This is a genomic window from Pseudomonas laurylsulfatiphila (assembly GCF_002934665.1).
Lineage (GTDB): Bacteria > Pseudomonadota > Gammaproteobacteria > Pseudomonadales > Pseudomonadaceae > Aquipseudomonas > Aquipseudomonas laurylsulfatiphila.
On the sequence record NZ_NIRS01000002.1, the window covers coordinates 493648 to 513648 of the forward strand.

General features: G+C 60.3%; 18 protein-coding genes. 14 read left to right on the forward strand and 4 right to left on the reverse strand.

Annotated features, from left to right (window positions below; all coding sequences use genetic code 11):
* The first annotated feature begins 91 nt into the window (after nucleotides 1-91).
* From CD175_RS08050 to CD175_RS08075, 6 genes are all read left to right on the forward strand, one after another.
* Nucleotides 92-553: a MarR family winged helix-turn-helix transcriptional regulator gene (locus tag CD175_RS08050; RefSeq protein WP_104448438.1), complete on the forward strand. Its 462-nt coding sequence runs from the start codon at nucleotides 92-94 to the stop codon at nucleotides 551-553.
* Nucleotides 550-1623: an HlyD family secretion protein gene (locus tag CD175_RS08055; RefSeq protein WP_240628943.1), complete on the forward strand. Its 1074-nt coding sequence runs from the start codon at nucleotides 550-552 to the stop codon at nucleotides 1621-1623. The genes CD175_RS08050 and CD175_RS08055 overlap by 4 nt, the downstream gene beginning before the upstream one ends.
* Nucleotides 1616-3154, forward strand: coding sequence for a DHA2 family efflux MFS transporter permease subunit (locus CD175_RS08060; RefSeq protein WP_104448439.1), 1539 nt, complete (start codon nucleotides 1616-1618; stop codon nucleotides 3152-3154). The genes CD175_RS08055 and CD175_RS08060 overlap by 8 nt, the downstream gene beginning before the upstream one ends.
* Before the next feature lie 73 nt (nucleotides 3155-3227).
* A complete protein-coding gene (locus CD175_RS08065) occupies nucleotides 3228-4505 on the forward strand; it encodes a tyrosine/phenylalanine carboxypeptidase domain-containing protein (RefSeq protein WP_104448440.1) in 1278 nt (425 codons plus the stop codon).
* Between the two features lie 172 nt (nucleotides 4506-4677).
* Nucleotides 4678-6246 carry a DUF3300 domain-containing protein gene (locus tag CD175_RS08070; RefSeq protein WP_104448441.1) on the forward strand — a complete coding sequence of 523 codons (1569 nt, stop codon included), beginning with the start codon at nucleotides 4678-4680 and terminating at the stop codon, nucleotides 6244-6246.
* A 26-nt stretch (nucleotides 6247-6272) separates the two neighbouring features.
* Nucleotides 6273-7166, forward strand: a complete 894-nt coding sequence (locus tag CD175_RS08075) for a DUF2950 domain-containing protein (RefSeq protein WP_104448442.1) — start codon at nucleotides 6273-6275, stop codon at nucleotides 7164-7166.
* A gap of 30 nt (nucleotides 7167-7196) precedes the next feature.
* Here CD175_RS08075 and CD175_RS08080 read toward each other — a convergent pair whose 3' ends face one another.
* Nucleotides 7197-7700: a GNAT family N-acetyltransferase gene (locus CD175_RS08080; RefSeq protein ID WP_104448443.1), complete on the reverse strand. Its 504-nt coding sequence runs from the start codon at nucleotides 7698-7700 to the stop codon at nucleotides 7197-7199.
* A 144-nt stretch (nucleotides 7701-7844) separates the two neighbouring features.
* On the opposite strand from CD175_RS08080, the gene CD175_RS08085 reads away from it, so the two are divergent.
* The 4 genes from CD175_RS08085 to arsH are packed head-to-tail and all read left to right on the forward strand — an operon-like array spanning nucleotide 7845 to nucleotide 10706.
* The gene (locus CD175_RS08085; protein ID WP_104448444.1) at nucleotides 7845-8192 is read left to right on the forward strand and encodes a metalloregulator ArsR/SmtB family transcription factor; all 348 of its coding nucleotides are present in this window, start codon (nucleotides 7845-7847) and stop codon (nucleotides 8190-8192) included.
* 24 nt (nucleotides 8193-8216) lie between these two features.
* Nucleotides 8217-9500, forward strand: a complete 1284-nt coding sequence (locus CD175_RS08090; RefSeq protein ID WP_007978309.1) for an arsenic transporter — start codon at nucleotides 8217-8219, stop codon at nucleotides 9498-9500.
* A gap of 28 nt (nucleotides 9501-9528) precedes the next feature.
* Entirely contained in the window at nucleotides 9529-9999 is a 471-nt protein-coding gene (locus CD175_RS08095) for an arsenate reductase ArsC (RefSeq protein ID WP_102674275.1), read from the forward strand.
* Between the two features lie 11 nt (nucleotides 10000-10010).
* A complete protein-coding gene (gene arsH, locus CD175_RS08100; RefSeq protein ID WP_104448445.1) occupies nucleotides 10011-10706 on the forward strand; it encodes an arsenical resistance protein ArsH in 696 nt (231 codons plus the stop codon).
* Nucleotides 10707-10849: 143 nt separating this feature from the next.
* On the opposite strand, the gene CD175_RS08105 is transcribed toward arsH, so the two are convergent.
* The gene (locus CD175_RS08105) at nucleotides 10850-11527 is read right to left on the reverse strand and encodes a hypothetical protein (RefSeq protein WP_104448446.1); all 678 of its coding nucleotides are present in this window, start codon (nucleotides 11525-11527) and stop codon (nucleotides 10850-10852) included.
* 344 nt (nucleotides 11528-11871) lie between these two features.
* Nucleotides 11872-13086 carry an aldose 1-epimerase family protein gene (locus tag CD175_RS08110; protein WP_104448447.1) on the reverse strand — a complete coding sequence of 405 codons (1215 nt, stop codon included), beginning with the start codon at nucleotides 13084-13086 and terminating at the stop codon, nucleotides 11872-11874.
* A 305-nt stretch (nucleotides 13087-13391) separates the two neighbouring features.
* On the opposite strand from CD175_RS08110, the gene CD175_RS08115 reads away from it, so the two are divergent.
* Entirely contained in the window at nucleotides 13392-14525 is a 1134-nt protein-coding gene (locus CD175_RS08115) for a pyridoxal-phosphate-dependent aminotransferase family protein (protein WP_104448448.1), read from the forward strand.
* 264 nt (nucleotides 14526-14789) lie between these two features.
* Nucleotides 14790-16298: a sensor domain-containing diguanylate cyclase gene (locus CD175_RS08120; RefSeq protein ID WP_104448449.1), complete on the forward strand. Its 1509-nt coding sequence runs from the start codon at nucleotides 14790-14792 to the stop codon at nucleotides 16296-16298.
* Nucleotides 16299-16436: 138 nt separating this feature from the next.
* Here CD175_RS08120 and CD175_RS08125 read toward each other — a convergent pair whose 3' ends face one another.
* Nucleotides 16437-17330, reverse strand: a complete 894-nt coding sequence (locus tag CD175_RS08125; RefSeq protein ID WP_104448450.1) for a LysR family transcriptional regulator — start codon at nucleotides 17328-17330, stop codon at nucleotides 16437-16439.
* A gap of 367 nt (nucleotides 17331-17697) precedes the next feature.
* On the opposite strand from CD175_RS08125, the gene CD175_RS08130 reads away from it, so the two are divergent.
* Nucleotides 17698-18681 (forward strand): aldo/keto reductase, encoded by a 984-nt coding sequence (locus CD175_RS08130; RefSeq protein WP_104448451.1) that lies wholly within the window; start codon nucleotides 17698-17700, stop codon nucleotides 18679-18681.
* Nucleotides 18682-19148: 467 nt separating this feature from the next.
* On the forward strand, nucleotides 19149-20000 hold the full coding sequence (locus tag CD175_RS08135; protein WP_104448452.1) for a sugar phosphate isomerase/epimerase family protein: 852 nt from the start codon (nucleotides 19149-19151) through the stop codon (nucleotides 19998-20000).
* The last annotated feature ends 1 nt before the right edge of the window (nucleotide 20001 follow it).

Below are 20001 nucleotides of genomic sequence, written 5' to 3' on the forward strand. Positions count from 1 at the left end.
TCGATTCACCTTAATTATTCGGCAAATATAGATAGCTGACTAATTACAAGCTCAACTATGATGAGCTAACTCCTCCGCAGCAGATTTCACCATGACCGACATATTGACCCTTGGTTTTGCCCTGCATGACAGCGCCCGGCTGATGCGCAAGCGGTTCGAACAACGCGCGCGGCATGTCGGCCTCACTCGCTCGCAGTGGCAAGTGTTAGCCATGTTGTCGACCCATGAAGGCATCCACCAGAAGGGGCTCGCGGACCTGCTGGAACTGGAGTCGATCACCCTCGTGCGCCTGCTGGACAAGATGGCCGAGCGCGGTTTGGTCGAGCGACGTCGTCACCCCACGGACCGGCGCCTGTCCCTGCTGTTCTTGACGGAACAGGCTCACCCGCTTCTGGAGCTCATGCGCGACATGGGCCGGACGACTCGCCAGGAAGCCACCCGCGGATTCTCTGCCGAGGAGGAACAACTGCTGCTGCAGATGATGAAGCGGATGAGGTCGAACCTGATCGAAGCCTGCAGTCTTCCCGTTGAAGAGCCGGAGTCATTGTCATGATTGAGAAGCGCCAGCTCGTGCGCACCACGCTCTTTGCCTTGTTACCCATCGCGCTGGTGGTCGGCGGTTACCTGTATGTCACCGGCGGGCAGATCATTTCCACCGACAACGCCTACATACAGGCCGATCATGTCGGCGTCTCCACCGATGTCTCGGGGCTGGTCGCCTCGGTGGATGTCAAGGACAACCAGCGGGTCGTCAAGGGTCAGGTCCTGTTCACCCTGAAGCCCGAGCCCTTTGAGATTGCGTTGGCCAGTGCCAGGGCGCAGCTGAACAACGTGCGCAATCAGATCCTCAATCTCCAGGCCAATTACAGGCAAGCACAGGCCGAGATCGATCAGGCGCAAATCGACCTCGCCTACTACCAGGCCAGCTTCCAGCGCCAGCAAACCCTGCTCAGCGTCTCTGCGGTGTCCAGAACCAACTACGACGATGCCAAGCACGCGCTGGACAGCACCCGGCAGAAAATCACAGTGGCCAGGGCCACGGCGCAAATGGTGCTGGCGCAACTGGGCGGAACCATCGACACCCCCGTCGAGCACCAGTCCACATATCTGATCGCCCAGGCCGCCGTCGACGAAGCCCGGCGCAACCTGGACAACTCGGTGGTCAGGGCTTCGTTCGACGGTGTCGTGACCAACGTCGATTCGCTGCAGGTCGGCTCCTACCTGCAGCCACCCCAGTCGGGCATCAGCCTGGTGTCGGCCGATCGCCTGTGGGTCGCTGCGTCCCCCAAGGAAACCGAGCTGACCCACATGAAACCCGGCCAGCCCGTCGAGATCAGTGTCGACAGCTACCCCGGCGTGCAGTGGCACGGCACCGTCGACAGCATCAGCCCGGCGTCGGGTTCAAGCTTCTCGCTGCTGCCCGCGCAAAACACCACGGGCAACTGGGTCAAGGTCGTGCAACGGATTCCGGTGCGCATCAGCATCGATGATGCCGGGGAAAAACCGCCGCTGCGCACCGGCATGAGTGTGCAGGCCGAGATCGATACCGGCTCGGCCCGTGGCCTGCCGCACCTGTTCTCGGGGCTGCTGGCGAGCAAGGCCCCGGCCCTGGCTCATGAGTAACCCGGCGCCGATCGACCCGGTGGCCCATCGCGGGATGATCACTGCCTGCGTCGTGCTGGCGGTGATCATGCAGGCGCTCGACACCACCATCGCCAACGTCGCCCTGCCCTACATGCAAGGCAGCATCTCGGCCAGTTCGGACCAGATCAACTGGGTGCTGACGTCCTACATCGTCGCCGCCGCAATCATGACCCCGCCGTCGGCCTTCCTGGCCCGGCGCTTCGGGCGCAAACGCGTGCTGCTGTGGGCGATTGTCGGCTTCGTGATCTCGTCGATCCTGTGTGGCCTGGCGCAATCGCTGGAAGAAATCATCCTCGCCCGCCTGCTGCAGGGCCTGGCGGGCGCGGCGCTGGTGCCGCTGTCCCAGGGCATTCTGCTGGACATCTACAGCCTCAAGGAACGCGGTTCAGCCATGGCGCTGTTCGGCGTGTCGGTGATGGTCGGTCCGGTGCTGGGGCCGATGCTCGGCGGCTGGCTGACGGAAAATTTCAGTTGGCGCTGGGTGTTCTTCATCAATTTGCCCATCGGTATGCTCGCGCTGGCCGGGATCGTCTATTACGTCAGCGAAACCACCACCGACACCTCGAGCCGCCTGGACTGGCTCGGCTTCGGCTCGCTGAGCGTGGCGATCATGGCCCTGCAACTGTTTCTCGACCGGGGCGAGCAACTGGGCTGGTTCGCTTCCGGTGAAATCCTCGTCGAAGCCATAGTGGCCGCTGTCGCCCTGTATGTATTTCTGGTCCACACCTTCACCACCGACACACCCTTCATCAGCCCGAAGCTGTTCAAGGACCGCAATTTTTCGATCAGCGTCGTGTTTATTTTTATCGTCGGCATCACCTACCTGGCCTCGCTGGCGCTGATGACCCCTTACCTGCAAACCCTGATGGGCTATCCGGTACTGACCGCCGGCATGGTGATGGGCCCCCGTGGCCTGGGCACGATGCTGACCATGTTCCTCGCCGGCCGCCTGTTGGGCAAAGTCGATACCCGCCTGTTACTGCTGATTGGCCTGGGCTTGTCCGCACTGTCGATGGGGCTGATGACCGGCTGGACGCCGGATGTGTCGATGCAAACCGTCATCTGGGTCGGCTTCATCCAGGGCACCAGCCTGGGCATGCTGTTCGTGCCTTTGACCACGGTTGCCTTCGCGACCCTGCCCGCCTCCTTGCGCGCCGAAGGCACCGGGCTTTACAGCCTGTCGCGCAACGTCGGGTCCAGTGTCGGGATCTCAATTGTCACCGTGCTGCTGACCCAGAACATCCAGGCCAACCACGAGCAGATCGGCGCCTACGTCACGCCCTTCAACCGCGCCTTCGACGCAGGGTCGATCAAGAATTACCTGGACCCGATGGCCGCGCCCGGCCGCGCCGCCCTGGACGCGTTGGTCAATGTGCAAGCCAGCTGGGTCGCCTACGTGAACGACTTCAAGCTGCTGATGCTGTTGTCACTGGCGGTGATGCCGTTGTTGCTGATTATCAAGACCCCAAAAGCCCAGGCACATGAAGAGCCGGGACCGGTCATGGAGTAATCCCGGATCAACACGCAACCGCCCGCGACGACTAAGCTTTTGTAACCTCACCTCGTCCCTCAAGGAGCTATCCATGAGTGCCGCTGCCCTGTCCGAACTCGATGCCGCCCTGCCCGGCCTGACCCGCAAGATCCGCGTGCTCGATGCGCTGTCCTGGCCCGATGGCGTCGAGGAGGACTTCCTGGCGAAATGGCGCAGCGGGCGCGCCACGCTGCCCAATGTCAAGTTGCAGCCCCGCGACCACAGCGCCGACATCGCCGCCCTGGAAACCTTTATCAGCCATTGCGATGTGGGGCATCCGGCCGGGAATTTCCTGGCCCTGACCGCCCGTAGCTATGCCACGGCCGGGCACATGCTGGGGGCCATGGGGACTCCCGCCTTTACCCAATACTCGTCAGCGCTGTACCGGCGTCCGGACTTCTATTATTCGCGCCTGCAGCTGAGCATGCTCGACGCGGCCCGATTCTTCCTCCAGACCACCGACGCCCTGCTCGGGGGTGCACGCATTCCACCCAGCCCCGCCGAGATTCCGGCCAAAGTGTTCGCCGCCTGGATTCAACCGGAACTGGACCGTTTCTTCGGCGCCGGGCAGATCACGGTCGTGCTCGATCCGAACCTGGCCGCCAAGGCCATCGCCGGATCGAGCCGCATTCGCCTGCGGGCCAGTGCGCTGTTCACGGAGCTGGACAAGCATCAGCTGTTGCAACATGAGGCCTTCGTGCATGTCGCCACCGCACAGAACGGCGCGCGGCAGCCCAACCTCACCAGCCTGGGCCTGGGCGCACCGCGCACAACCCAGACCCAGGAGGGCATTGCCACCCTGGCCGAACTGTTCACCGGCAGCATGGACATCAACCGCCTGCGTCGCCTGGCCCTGCGCGTGCTGGCGGTCCAGCAGGCGCTGGAAGGCGCCGACTTCATCCAGGTGTTCGAAGGTTTTCTGGCGGCCGGGCAGACGCAAGAGGAATCCTTCCGCTCAACCCAACGGGTGTTCCGCGGTGCCGATCTGCGGGGCGGTTCAGCGTTTACCAAGGATGCCGCTTACCTGACCGGGCTGCTCGGCGTCCACACCCTGCTGCGCATTGCAATCCGCGATAACCGGCCGGAACTGATCGGGCATTTGTTTGCAGGGCGCCTCAGCCTGGCGGACACCGTGCGCCTGGCGCCACTGTTCGAGTCCGGCTGGCTCAAGGGACCGACCTACCTTCCGGCCTGGGCCTCTGATCTGCGTCTGCTGGCGGCCAACCTGGCCTTCTCCGCGTTCATTTCCCGGATCAGGCTGGATGTACTGGACCTGGACGTGTTCATGGCATTTGCCGAAGAACACGAAAGCGATGCCAGCGCACACTGATCAGAATCAGGACCTGGATCACAGCGTTTCAAAGCCAGCCGGGGTCCTTCAAATGAGCTGCTACCATTAGGAAGCGGTGTCAAGGCGCAGCTCTGTGGCTTGCAGAGTCGGCTTTCACCTGCCACGGATTGATCCACTCATTTCAAGCCTGCCTGACCACATGGGGGGTGCAATGCACATTCCATTACTTTACGCGTTGTCGGCCGTACTGTTGTTGAGCGGATCTTCCAGCCTGGCACTGGGTGCGAATGAGACCGCTGCCGCACCCGCCCCGGTTCCGGCACCCGCCGCAGCCCCCGCACCGGCTAGCGCGCCCACTGCAGCGCCCGCCGCCCAAGTGACGAAGGATCCGGTGTTTAACCAGGAACAGCTGGATCAGATGCTGGCGCCCATTGCGCTTTACCCGGACCCTCTGTTTGCACAGGTGCTGATGGCCACCACCTACCCCGGGGAAGTCGGCGAGGCCGTCAGCTGGTCCAAAGCGCACCCGGACGCCAAGGGTGACGACGCGGTCAAACAGGTGGCGAACCAGCCCTGGGACCCGAGCGTGCAGGCACTGGTCGCCTTCCCGCAGGTTCTGGCAACGCTGGGGCAGGACCCCGTCTGGGTGCAACGCCTGGGTGACGCCTTCCTGGCGCAGCCCGACGATGTCATGGAAAGCGCGCAACGCTTGCGGCGCCAGGCACAGGCAGCCGGCAATCTGCAGAGCAACCAGTATCAGAACGTGACGATCCAGAATGTCGCGGCGCCAGCACCTGCAACCACGAATGCGGCACCGGCACCGGCACCGGCGCCAGCGCCTGCTGCGGAACCGGCGCCGGCCAGCAGCTCCACCATCATCATTCAGCCTGCCGATCCGCAGGTGGTGTACGTCCCCACGTATAACCCGACAACCACCTACGGTACCTGGCCTTACCCGGCGTCGCCGCCGGCGTACTATCCACCGCCACCGGCCTATTACCCGGGTCAGGCCCTGATGGCCGGACTCGCGTTTGGCGCCGGTGTGGCGATCGTTGGATCGTTGTGGGGTGAATGTGACTGGGGCAACAACGACGTCGACATCGACGTCAATCGCTACAACAACATCAACGGCAACAACCGGATCACCAACAACAAATGGCAGCACAACCCGGTGCACCGCAATGGCGTGCCCTACCGAGACAATGCGAGCCGCGCACAGTACGGCCGCCAACTCAACGGTGCCAACCAGCGTGAAGCCTATCGCGGGGACACTGCCCAGCGCGCCCAGGCTCGTGAAAATGCCCGCAGTTCAATGGACAAGCACGGTATCGAACGCCCCGCCACCAGCAACCGCGAAGCCCGTGATCAAACGCGCAAACTCCAGTCCGGGGCCGCGGACGGCAATCGGGTACAGGCTGGTGCGGACAGGCCCAGGGCGGCTGACAGAGGCCAGGGTACCGCCAGAAATACCCGGGAAAATCAGCAGCCCAGGCCCCAGGCCCGCCAGGAACCCAGAAACCAGACCGCCCAGTTGAACCAGCGCAGGGAAGGCGCCGCGCAGACGCGGCAGGCGCCGAACAAACGACCGGCCGCCAGTGCCGGCAGTGCCCGCAACAATGCGTTCGCCGGCGCACGCTCACCGTCCCAGGCCAACGTCCAGGCCAATCGTGGCCGGGCCAGCCAGGCATCCGCCCATCGCCCCAGTGCCGCCCGCTCGGCCGGTCACCAGGTCAGTCGGCCGTCCAATCCACCAGCGCGTCAAAGGGGGGGCCGTCGTTGAAAAACCATCCTCGAATGAAAGGACTCATGGGCTTGCTGCCTCCTGTCCTTGCGGTAGCTGCCGGCTTGCTTTGGTCATGCATGGCGACGGCGCAGCAAGCCTTTCCAACACCGGAAAAGGCTGCAGAAGCCTTGGTCCAGGCACTGGGTACGGAACACGCCGACCAGGCACGCCTGACGGAACTGCTCGGTAGTGACTGGCACAACTACATCCCGCGTGAAGGCGTGCAGCGCAAAGACGTCGATGCGTTTTTGCAGCAGTACCGCGAGCAACACCACATTGAAAAAAGCGGTGACGACAAGGGCATCCTGGCGGTCGGCCCCGAGAACTGGACACTGCCGATCCCCTTGGTCAAAGTGGCGAGCGGCTGGCGCTTCGACATGAAGGCCGGCAGTGCCGAGATCCGCGCACGCGAGATCGGCCGCAATGAACTCGACGCGGTGCAATCGGTGCTGGCCTATCACGACGCGCAGATGGACTATGCGTCAGTCGATCGGGACGGTGATGGCGCACTCGAGTATGCGCAGAAAATCTTCAGCACCCCCGGCAAGCACGACGGACTCTATTGGGCACCAGACGATAGCGGCCAGATCAGCCCGCTGGGGCCTTCGTTCGGCAAAGCCATTGCCGACGAAGAATGGCATGGCTACCGCTTCCGCATCCTTCATGGCCAGGGGCCGTCGGCACCGGGTGGTGCCTACAGCTACCTCATCGGTGACAAGATGAGCCGCGGCTTTGCCCTGATCGCCTGGCCGGCGAAATACAACGACACCGGGGTGATGAGCTTCATGATCAGCCACGAAGGCCAGGTGTTCGAAAAAGACCTGGGCCCCGAAGGTGAAAAACTGGCGCTGGCGATGAAGCGCTTTGACCCGGATGACAGCTGGCAAGAGGTGGCGGCAGATCAGGATCAGGAGTAGCCCGCAGCAACCTGCTGCGGGCTTGCAGAACTATTGAAACGACAGGACGAATCGCTCTTCCCTGCCCGTGCTGTCGTCACGGCAAGGCTGCTCAAGCTTGAATCCGCACCGGTCCAGTACCTTTCTGGAGCCCAGGTTTTCCCTGTAGGCATAGCCCACCAGTTGCGCCAGTCCCCAGCGCACCCGTGCCTGCTGGATCAGATGCCTCAGTGCAAGAGTTGCCAACCCCTGCCCGCACGCGCGCTGATCGATCCGATAACCCACTTCGGCGGACCCCATCACCAGGTCGATGCTTTTCAGATTGGCTCGACCAACGATTGTCTGGCTTGAGTCCTCGATGACAAACGGGTGCCAGGCGCCGCTGGCTAAACCGGACAAATAGCTATCGATATGATCGACGACACCGCGCAACGAATAAAACGCAGGGTCGCGCGCATCGATATGCGATTCGAACCATTCACGGTTGCGGATTTCGAACGCCAGTAAAGCTTCAGTGTCAGTCTTTTTCAGCTCGCGAATGCTAAACGATTCCATGCACTGCATCTCCTTTGCCTTGTGTCGAAACAGCGCAAGTCTATCGCATACCTGAACCACCTTGCCCTTTTCGAGTGCGAGCGACTTGCTTACAACATATGGATAAACGTATATTCGAATAACCATATGTACAGAGCCACGCCAATGCTCAACCCTGCCGCCGTATTCAAATGCCTGGCCGACGAAACCCGCGCCCGGGCCACTTTGCTCATCGCCCGTGAAGGCGAGTTATGCGTGTGTGAGCTGGTCTGTGCCCTGGACGATAGTCAGCCAAAAATTTCCCGCCATCTTGCCCAGCTTCGCGGATGCGGCCTGCTTCTGGACCGCCGCCAGGGGCAATGGGTGTATTACCGGCTCAACCCTGATCTGCCCGTGTGGGTTCGTGATGTTCTGCAGACCACGCTGGCAGCAAACGCCGACTGGCTCAAGGACAACAGCACCCGCCTGAACGCCATGGGCGACCGCCCTCTCAACACTGCCGCCTGCTGCTGACCCTTCAACCCGTCGAGAATCCACATGCTGACTGCGTTTTCCATTTTCCTGCTCACCATGGTGTTGGTCATCTGGCAACCCAAGGGTCTGGGCGTCGGTTGGAGCGCCTCCCTGGGCGCCGTTCTGGCCCTGCTGGCAGGCGTCGTGACGCTGCACGATATTCCGCTGGTGTGGGCCATTGTCTGGAACGCCACCGCGACCTTCATCTCGCTGATCATCATCAGTCTGTTGCTCGATGAGGCCGGGTTCTTCCAGTGGGCCGCCTTGCATGTGGCACGCTGGGCCAAGGGTGACGGGCGACGCCTGTTCGTCTTCACGATACTGCTGGGGGCCGGCGTCTCCGCGTTGTTTGCCAATGACGGCGCCGCCCTGATCCTGACCCCCATCGTTGTTTCAATCCTGCTCGCACTGCGTTTTTCGCCAGCGTCCACCCTGGCGTTCGTCATGGCGGCCGGCTTTATCGCCGACACGGCGAGCCTGCCCCTGGTGGTGTCCAACCTCGTCAACATCGTTTCGGCGGACTACTTCGACCTGGGGTTCGCCGAATACGCCGCCATCATGGTGCCGGTCAATCTGGTTGCCGTGGCGACCACCCTTGTGGTGCTCTACCGGTTTTTCCGCCGTGACATTCCCCGGCACTACGCGCTCGATGACGTGATGGATCCGCGACGCGCCGTGCGTGATCCCCTGACCTTCCGCGTCGGCTGGATCGTTCTGGCCCTGTTGTTGGTCGGGCTGTTTGCCCTGGAGCCCCTGGGCATTCCGGTCAGCGCCATCGCAGCCGTCTGTGCCGCGCTGCTGTTCGCCGTGGCGGCACGCGGGCATGTGATTTCCACCCGCCGGGTACTGCGTGAAGCGCCCTGGCAGGTCGTGATCTTTTCCCTGGGCATGTACCTGGTGGTGTACGGGCTGAAAAACGCCGGACTGACCACCTATATGACCATGGCGCTGAACCGCATGGCGGAGTTCGGCATCTGGGGCGCCGCGCTGGGCACCGGCCTGCTCACGGCCTTGCTGTCATCGGGCATGAACAACATGCCCACGGTGCTGGTGGGCGCACTGTCGATTCAAGCCAGTGACGCCACCGGCGTAGTGCGTGAAGCCATGATCTACGCCAATGTCATCGGCTCTGACCTGGGCCCCAAGATCACCCCCATCGGCAGCCTGGCCACCCTGCTCTGGCTGCATGTTCTGGAGCGCAAGGGCATCCGCATTACCTGGGGTTACTACTTCAAGGTTGGCGTGGTCCTGACGCTGCCGATCCTGCTTATCACCTTGTCTGCCCTGGCCTTGCGCCTGAGCGTCTAGCCCTGTGCGACCGTAAAGAGGAGTCACCATGCGCGTTCTGTTTATGTGTACCGCCAACAGCTGTCGCAGCATCCTGTCCGAAGCCATGTTCAACCATCTCGCGCCAGAAGGCTTCGAGGCGATCAGCGCCGGCAGCTTCCCCAAGGGACAAGTGCTGCCCCGCAGCCTGAGCACCTTGCAAGAGGCCGGCATTGCCATCGACGGCTTGAGCAGCAAAGGCAACGAGGCTTTCGAAGCCAACCCGCCGGACATCGTCATCACGGTCTGCGACAAGGCTGCCGGCGAGGCGTGCCCGGTGTACTTCGGGCCGGCACTGAAAGCTCACTGGGGCCTGGAAGACCCCTCGGACATAACGGGCGATGAGGCAAGGATAGCGGCGGCGTTCCACTCAACCCTGGCGCGCATCGAAACGCGCTGCCGGGCGTTCCTCGAACTGCCTTTTGCACAACTTGACCGCGATGCATTGAAGCGCGAACTCGAACGCATCGGCACGCTTTGAACGGAGCCCTTATGACTCATTCCTTGCCCAATCTCGACACGGCACTGACCCCTCCCATCGCCCATGGACGCAACGACCAGCACAAGCCGCGCATCCTGTTGTTATACGGTTCGACTCGTGCGCGGTCGTTCAGTCGCCTGCTGGTCGAGGAAGCAGCCCGGTTGCTCGAACACTTCGGCGCCGAGACGCGGATCTTCAATCCATCAGGCCTGCCGCTGCCGGACGACGCGCCTTCCGATCACCCGAAAGTCCAGGAACTGCTCGAACTGATGCAGTGGTCTGAAGGACAGGTCTGGTGCTCGCCAGAGCGCCACGGCTCGATGTCTGCAGTGTTCAAGGCGCAAATCGACTGGGTGCCGTTGGCGTTGGGGGCCATTCGCCCAACCCAGGGTAAAACCCTCGCGGTCATGCAAGTCTGCGGCGGCTCCCAGTCCTTCAATGTGGTGAATCAGCTTCGTGTGCTGGGACGCTGGATGCGCATGTTCACCATCCCCAATCAATCTTCCGTGCCAAAGGCTTTTCTGGAGTTTGACGACGCCAATCGCATGAAACCCTCATCGCTGTACGACAGGGTCGTAGACGTCATGGAGGAGCTGGTGAAATTCACCCTGCTGCTACGGGATCGCCCCGACCTGGTTGACCGCTACTCGGAACGCAAAGAGTCTGCGCAAGCGCTGACTCAGCGCGTGAATCAGCGGTCGATCTGACTTTGGAGATTTGGCTCGATAGCCGAAAAAAGTCGCAAACCCCATGACGTTTCAGGGCTTGCGACTCTTTGCCGATACGTCCCTCAAGCTCTCGGGACGTTTTCTACGGTATGCCTGCCGTGTTCATTGCCGAACGTGCAGGCTCAGTTCTCTACCTCAACCGCGTCGAAATCCGCTTCGTCTGGAGCATCCGCCACATCCTTTCTGGCGTCCTTCGCCTCAACTTTGGCGGCCTCCCGGGCTGCCTTCGCGTCGGCTTTGGCGGCGTCCCGAGCGGCATCCGCGGTAGCCCGGGCAGCATCCCTGGCGGCATCTGCGTCGGCCTTGGCCGCGTCCCGAGCGGCATCTGCAGCGGCACGGGCAGCATCTCTGGCTGCGTCTGCGTCATCGTCCGCTACGCCAGCCGCTTTTGCGGCATCCCGGGCGGCATCTGCAGTTGCTTTTGCCGCATCCCGGGCGGCATTGGCATCAGCCCTCGCAGCGTCCCTGGCTGCATCCGCGGCATCGTTGTCAGCCTCGTCCGCGTCGTTGTCATGGGCATTGCCCGGGCCTTTGTTCCCGGCTACACCACCATGGTCAGCGTCATGGCCTGCAGCACCATGATCGGCACCCTCTCCACCATGGCCGCCGGCACCGTGACCGCCGTCACCACCACCGTGGCCGCCGCCGTCACCGCCACCGTGACCACCACCGCCTCCACCGCTGCCGCCATCCTTGGCATACACGCTGGAGAAACTACCGATGTAATCGGGCACCAGGACAGTCGATGCCGACAGGACGCCACCGATGGCCAGAGCCAATAAACATTTCTTGAGCAGCATGATGCACCTCCGCATGGAGTTGCGAACTCATCTCCGTATCGAACGCAATGTCCAGTGAGTTCCCGGCCGCCCATTGGAGCAGCCGGCCAACCGGCACGGCCATCAATCTGCAACATTGACGAGCTACTGCGGTATCCGCACGATCCCTCAGAGCCAGTTGGCATCGTTGCGTGGGAAACATTCCCACATATTTTTTGGATAAGCGCTTTCAGCCCGAGTTCAAAAAAAATCAGGACTGACGCATGGGTTGAGCTAGCGCCTTGGGTGATTGACAGCTATGAGTCGAGAGCTGGCAAACAGTAACAGGCTGGTGCGATCAGCGAGTCGCAATGCGCTAGCCGGTGTCACCCCTTGGTCAGATCAACCAACGGCGTCTGCCGCACCTCAGTCTCCCGCCCGCCCTGAATATCGCTCACCTGCTTCAAGGCCTTGTCCACAGCCACCTTATCCGCCAACAAGCTATAGCTGATGCGGAACTGCTTGTGCTCCTTCGGCCCAATTGTCGGTACCAGGTTCAGCGGTCGTTGATAACGGCGGTTGTAGGAAAAACTTGTCCCCGGCTCCAGCCCCGTGACATAGCCCTGGCCTTGGGTATCGGTGTTTTTCCACAGGGAAAACACGGGCAGTGTCTGAGTGTTGAAGCCGACCGAAACGCCCAGGCTGCCGGCCTTGTTGTGCAACACGGTCAACGTATCGCCCTTGGCATCGGCATACGGAACCACGTTGTAAACCGTTTCGTCGTAGTCCTTGGTCGGTGCGCGGTAGGTTTGCCAGTCGGGCAGATCGCCCTTGGCCTTGTCGTTGAACGGCGACACCTGTTTCACCGGCGCGGCGAAACGAGCGCCCTGCTCCAGGAACGGAGTGCTGAAGTTACTGTGATACAGCGCCTGGTATTCCTTCGGATAGTCGCCGTTGTTGGTCAGGGTGTCGTTCAGGGTGAACACTACACTGCCGGGTTCGGTGACCAGTTCGGTCGCGACGGAGAAGTCGACCTTCTTGAACGCCTGCTCTTTCAGTTCGCCGCGCAAGGTGATCGCGTACGGTGGTTTTTCATCGATGTGCAGGGTGACTTTGTTCGCAGGAATGTTGGCGGCCCGACCGTGCAGGGTCAGCAGTTCGCCATTGTCGACGCCCGGGTGGCCGACCCATTCGTATCCGCAGCGGGTGACCAGCTCATTGAAACCTTCCAACCAGCCCAGACCACCTCGGCCATTGAGTTCGATGAAGGACGGATTGACCACTTCCTTGACCGGCGAATCCCAGCCCATGCGCACATTGCCGACCGAGGCCTGCAAGACGTTCATTCCGCGAGTCGGCACTACCGAGAGTTTCATCGTGCCGTTATCGATGTCGACGATGCTGACGCCCTCCTGCCGACCGCCGTGCAAGGTACGCAGGGCAACGCTGAAGGGTTTGTCGGTTGTTATGCCCAGTTGCTGGCTGGTGATCTGCCAGTTCTGGGCGGCTTTGTCGGTGTCGAGCAGAACGTAATCCCAGGCCATGGCGTGGGAGGCAGCGGACAGTGCGCTGAGGGCAACAAAGAGTTTGAGCGAGGTCATGGCAGCAGCCTTTCTTGGAGTTGTGCCATTTTTATAGCCTTGAAGAAACGTTTCAGCAAGCTTAAAAAGCGACAATGCGCCGGCAAATGCCAGGAAAGTTTTGGGGCAAGTCGGAAAATCGAGTCGATGCCATCGCGAGCAAGCTCGCTCCCACATTCACCTGCGAGCATTGCTACGCCCGGTAATCGACCTGATGGTGTCAACCGCTCGACAGAAGTCGCCATTCAATTCCGAGCAATCTTGTCATTTGCCGAGGCTTAGGGCAGGGTCGATACCACTGAGATCCCTGCCAAAGGAGTCACCCCATGTCAAAGCTCTATCCCAGTATCGATCCCGAGGGGCTGGTCGAGTACTCAGTGGTCTACACCGACCGCTCGCTCAACCACATGTCGCAGTCATTTCAAGGCGTGATGAAGAACATTTCCACGACCCTGAAACAGGTCTACAACGCCCAGGCGGTTGCGGTGGTCCCGGGCAGCGGAACATTCGGCATGGAAGCGGTGGCGCGACAGTTTGCCACCGACCAGCCATGCCTGGTGATACGCAACGGCTGGTTCAGTTATCGCTGGAGCCAGATCCTTGAGATGGGCAACATCCCGGCGGCCACCACGGTGCTGAAAGCCCGACCGGTCGACACGGGTCGCCAGGCTGCCTACGCCCCACCCCCTCTGGACGAAGTGCTGGCAGCCATTGCGGCTTCGAGGCCGCAGATAGTCTTCGCCCCCCACGTTGAAACTTCATCAGGGATTATCCTGCCCGACGAGTACCTGCGGGCCGTCGGCGACGCCGTGCATGCGGTGGGTGGCTTGTTCGTGCTGGACTGCATCGCCTCAGGCACCATTTGGGTTGATATGCACAAATGCGCAGTCGACCTGCTGATCAGCGCACCGCAGAAAGGCTGGAGCGCCTCCCCTTGCTGCGCCCTGGTGATGCTCAGTTCCCTGGCCCTTGGCCGTATCGAACAGACGCAAAGCAGCAGCTTCGCCTGCGACCTGAAAAAGTGGCTTCAGATCATGCAGGCCTACGAACAGGGCGGACATGCCTACCATGCGACCATGCCCAGCGATTCCCTCGCGCGATTCAACGAAGTGATGAAAGAGACGCAAGCCTACGGTTTCGACAAGGTCCGCGACGAACAACAGGCGCTGGGCGATCGGGTGCGCGCAATGTTGACCGGCAAAGGTTTCAAAAGCGTGGCCGCTGCCGGCTTTCAGGCCCCTGGCGTAGTGGTGAGCTACACCGATGATGCAGACATCAAGAGCGGCAAGAAATTTGCCAACCACGGCCTGCAGATCGCCGCCGGAGTGCCGTTGCAATGCGACGAGCCGGCGGACTTCCAGACCTTCCGCATCGGTCTGTTCGGACTCGAAAAGCTGCACAATATCGAGCGCACGGTCAGCACCCTCGAGCAAGCACTGGACGAGGTGATGGTTAACTAAGCCCTCATCTTGCCCGCAGCACGTACCGAACTTGTGAATTCCAGGAAGGCATCCTGCCCTGGGCACTGCCGGCCCAGGGCGCTGATCGGATTATGTGAAAACACTTTTTGAATGCCCGGCAATAGACTGGGTATTGCGATGAGCGTGCTGAAACTATGCGTAACAACTTGTATCCTGATTCAAGACAAGGAAGAACAGCTGCCGTTATGGCCTTGGCCCAATAGTAGCTGGAACGGAAAACTGGACTTTCCATAAGGTAGTGATGTGAAGCGTGATACCCACCTGGTTGTACTTTTGCTGTTGTTTATCGGCTGTTCCCTGGCGTCACTGACTGTCTGGAAGGTGCTGGCCTCCCGAGATCGAGCGCTGGAGGATGTGAATGTCCACGGGTTGAATCTTACTCAGGCGCTCGCTACCTACTCCGAAGGCATTGTCCGCCAAAGCTCCCTGCTCTTGCTCGGACTTGTCGAACGCCTGGAAACTGAAGGTAGTGGCCCCCTACAGATCCGGCGGTTAAGTGCGCTGGTCAATCGACAGCAACCCCTGATGCCACAGCTCAGTGGTATCACCATCTACGACAATCAGGGACGCTGGTTGATGTCTTCCAATCGGCCGATTCCGGCCGGGGCGAACAGCAGTGATCGTGCCTATTTCATTCATCATCGCGACGATCCATCCCGTGAGATCTTTATCGGTCCGCCAATCCAAAGCCGTTCAAATCAGGAGTGGGTGATCACCGTCAGCCGGCGCTTCAATGATACTCGCGGAGAATTTGCCGGGGTGGTGGCGGTAACGTTGGGGATAGAAAACTTCCTGCGGTTGTTTGGAAAGATCGACGTAGGGCAAGAAGGTGCCATCGGGTTGTCCTATACCGATGGTACGTTGTTAGCTCGCTATCCCTTCCGCGAGCAGGACATGGGGCGCAACTTTTCGAAGTCGCCGATCTATGCGAAATATCTTGTGGACCGATCCGTCGGCACCGCGTCGTTCACCTCCAGCCTGGACGGCGTGGAACGGCTCTATGCATTCCGAAAGAGTGACAAGCTGCCGCTGATAACCACCGTCGCTCTCGGGAAGCGAGAAGCGCTCACTGCGTGGCGAATGGAGGCACTGCTGTCGGCGGTAGTGGTGACGGGGCTGCTGGGGCTCACCGGCCTCATCGGTTGGCTTTTGATCCTGGATATCCGTCGGCGTACCAAGGTAGAAGGTCAGTTGAGGGGCACTCAGGAGCAATTGCTCTCATCGAATCGGCAACTGGAGCTACTGGCGATGAAGGATGCCCTAACCGGTTTGGCTAATCGGCGCTACTTTGATGTGACATTGGCCATGGAGGCGCGACGAGCACAGCGCGAGGGGACGTCTTTGGCACTTCTGATGATTGACATCGACTATTTCAAGCTGTTCAACGATTCCAAAGGACATGTTGCCGGCGACATCTGTCTGCAGAGCGTTGGTAAGGTCGTGGAGGAATGTGTACGCCGACCATCGGATCTAGTGGCGCGGTATGGTGGTGAAGAGATGGGCGTAATCATGCCTGATACGGACATTGATGGTGCGCAGGTTGTGGCGCAACTAATCCTGCGCCGGTTGAAACAAGAGAGTATTTCCCACGAAGCCAGCCCATTGGGTCGAGTGAGTGTAAGTATAGGGATTGCCACTGCCGCGGGTTCCCGATTGGACCAACTGCAAAGTTTAATCGAAGCCGCAGATCAGGCGCTGTATAGCGCCAAGACACTTGGACGAAACCAGTTTGCGACGCACTGTAAAGGATGAGGGTTCGAAACTGGCCGATTTCAGACTGCCTCCACCGTCAGCTTCGGGTCGATTGCTGCCTGTCACGAAGGGCAGCAACTGGCTGGAGCGGTCATCCCCGCTGACGGCGAATCGCGCTTGGCTCTTGTCAATGCCCCATCAAACACCTGAACGCAGCAAGTCGAGCAAAATTCTGAACGCGGGCTTTGGCTGCCTGCGGCTTGGATAGTAGAGGTGATAGCCGGTCACCGCAGGACACCAATCATCTAATACACGTATCAGACGGCCTTCCAGGATGTGCTGTTCAACGATGTCTTCGGGGAGATGGGCAAGACCGACGCCGGCAAGCGCAAAGTCCAGCATCAGGGGGATCGTGTTGCACACCCTGTGACCCTCCGCGCGAACCCTTACCTCCCGCCCCTTCTTTGCAAACGGCCAGGACCAGAGCCCGCCTGATGTAGGCAGACGCAAGTTGATTCCGATATGGGCTGTCAGATCATGAGGCGTAACGGGTTTGGCCCTGTGCTCGAAGTATGAGGGCGAGCCAACCACGGCCTGCCGAAAGTCAGGACCTATACGAACCCCGATCATGTCCTTGGCCACCTGCTCGCCCAGACGAATCCCCGCGTCGTACCGTTGCTCGACGATATCCACCAACCCATAGTCATTGGTGATTTCGACCCGCACCTCCGGGTAATCCAGCATGAGCCTACTGACCGCTGGCGTCAGGATCGTTGCAGAAGCGTGCTCTACCGAGGTGATTCTCAGGGTGCCTGCCGGTTTTCCGCTGAGTTCGGACAGATCCGCCAGCCCTGCTTCGATGCCTTCAAAGTGGGGTCCGATGGAGCCAATCAAGCGATCTCCAGCCTCTGTCGGTGAAACGCTGCGAGTACTGCGAGTCAGCAACTGCACACCCAATTGCTCTTCAAGACGTCTGAGCGTTCGGCTCAGTGCTGGTTGCGACGTCCCCAATTGAGCCGCTGCCTTGGTAAAGCTCCGCTCACGGGCAACTGTCAGGAATGCAACCAGGTCATTAATGCTGTCCCGCATGATTGATATCCAACTGATATAGGTCCATTCCTACCATACCATCTAATCATTTGTCGGATGCGCTGCTAGATTGGCTCCACATTCAGTGCGGCTTCATTTCATGAACCCATCCATGACTTCAACGGACAAGCAGCCTTGGGATTCATGATCGGACTGACCAGAAGTGCATGCTCATTCAGGAGTTTTTATGAATAGCGACAGGCCGGTAACAGGTTCTGATTTCTTCACCACTCTTGGCCGTCGCGAGTTCGTGACCAAAGCCGCGCTGACAGGAGCCGCCCTGGTAGTCGGCGCTTCGGCATGGGCTGGGTCATCGGTCCCGCCCACAGCGGTTCAGAACTCGCAAAAGCCTTCTGGAGGAACTGGAAACATGAGCAAACGTCATCTGGGCAATTTAGAGGTTTCAGCCATCGGCGCAGGTTGCATGAGCATCAGCGCCAACTACGGTCCACCGGCTGATATTGATCAAGGCATTCACACGCTTCGAACGGCGTTCGACAAAGGCGTCACCTTCTTCGACACCGCAGAAGTGTACGGTCCCTATACCAATGAAGAGTTGGTGGGCAAAGCCCTCAAGCCTTTTCGCGACCAAGTGAAAATCGCCAGCAAGTTCGGTTTCGCCATCGACGGCACCATCGGCCTGAACAGCCGCCCGGAGCACATCAAAAGGGTGGTCGAAGAATCGCTCAAGCGATTGCAGACGGACCGTATCGATCTTTATTACCAGCATCGTGTCGATCCAAACGTACCGATTGAAGAGGTGGCCGGCGCTATCAAGGACCTGATCGCAGAAGGCAAGATCCTGCATTTTGGTTTGTCTGAAGCCAGCGCCAGAACCATTCGCCGCGCTCATGCGGTGCAGCGCGTGTCTGCAATCCAGACGGAATACTCATTCTTGCATCGGGACCCGGAGCACAACGGGGTACTCGCGGCATGTGAAGAGCTGGGGATCGGTTTCGTTCCATGGGCACCGCTGGGTGAAGGCTATCTGAGCGGTAAAATGGACGCTGACACCAGGTTCGATCCAAAGACTGATTTCCGGGGAACATTCCCCCGCATGTTCCCTGAAAACATGAAAGCGAACATGCCGGTCGTGGATATCCTGAGAAATGTTGCCACGGCAAAAGGCGGAACACCTGCACAAGTCGCGATTGCCTGGTTACTCGCACAGAAGTCTTGGATCGTGCCCATCCCCGGCACACGCAGAGTCGATCACCTCAGCGAAAACCTTGGCGCGCTGAACATTCAGCTGACCAGCGACGACCTGCTGGCCATGGAGCAGCAGTTCTCACAATTGACGGTGTATGGGGAGCGCATGTCTGAGATGCACATGCAGCAGATCGACCGTAGCTGACAGGCGGGCATTTGTCTCGAAGAGCCGGACGCTCGGCGGCCAGGAACCACGCCAATCGACTGTCCGCTTCACGCCCCGAGGTAGTCAGTCAGCAATCGGCTAGCCCCCCTCGCGGCCCGATGTCGCTTGGCAGTCTTCAAAATGATGTCGTAGTAAAGGCATCCCTCGCCAGCAACCAGCGTAGACACGCACTCGCCCACAAAACCCCTCCTCGCCAGCGGGATAAATAGCCAGCTATTGGTTGACGAAAGTCTGAAGTATTCATTTGAACTTTCGGATTCTTTCGCCACTCGGCCTGTGCCTAACATCGGCTCCACAGCGAACCAGCCTCGGCATCGCTCAGTGGGATCAGGTTACGCAGGGATCCGGTTTCGAAGTCCTCTGCCGCCACCGACCACTGATCGCTTGGCCGCCTGGTGCCGTCGAAGTGCTTTTGCAGCAGGCCCTGGGATTTTTGAGGATCACCGATGAAGCTGGAAATTTTCCGTACGCTGTGGGGTTACACCGCCAGCAAGGCTCAGGCGCTCGAGGAGTTGCTGCAAGCGGGCTTTGATGGCATGGAAGCGCGTCTGCCACTGGACGCCCGCGAACGGGCTGAGTTTGGTGTCTTTCTCCAGGCCAACCGCCTGGGCTATATCAGCACCGTCTTCAGCGCCTACGACGTGCTGCCGGATCAGTCGGCAACGCCTGCCGTCCACATCAATGACCTCGACCAGAAGCTCGCCTGGGCCGCTGAACTCTCCCCGCGCTTCGTCAACGTGCTGGCGGGCAACGACCGCTGGTCCTTGCCGCAACAGGTGGAGTTTTTTGGCCAGGCGCTGGAGCTGGCGCGCAAGCACGGTCAGGTCTGCAGTTTCGAAACCCATCGCTCGCGTTCGCTGTTCAACCCCTGGGTGACCCTGGAGTTGATCCGGCAACTGCCCGATCTGCTGTTCACCAGTGACATCAGCCATTGGGTCGTGACCTGCGAGCGTCTGTTGAATGATCCGGCCGACGACCTGAGTGCGTTCATCGAGCGGGTTCACCATATCCAGGCCCGGGTCGGTTATGACCAGGGACCACAAGTTCCGCACCCGGCGGCGCCCGAATATGCAAAAGAACTGGCTTTCCATCAGCAGCACTGGGAAAGCATCTGGCGCTCGCAGCAGGCCCGCGGCTACCAGGTCAGCACCCTGACGCCGGAATTCGGTGCCGACGGCTACCTGCATCACCTGCCCTTCACCAATGTCCCGGTCGCCGACCTGTGGTCGTTGAACGTGTGGATGGGCCAGACCGAGCGCAAACACTTCGAGCGTTTCCACCACTCAAGCCATCCTTAGG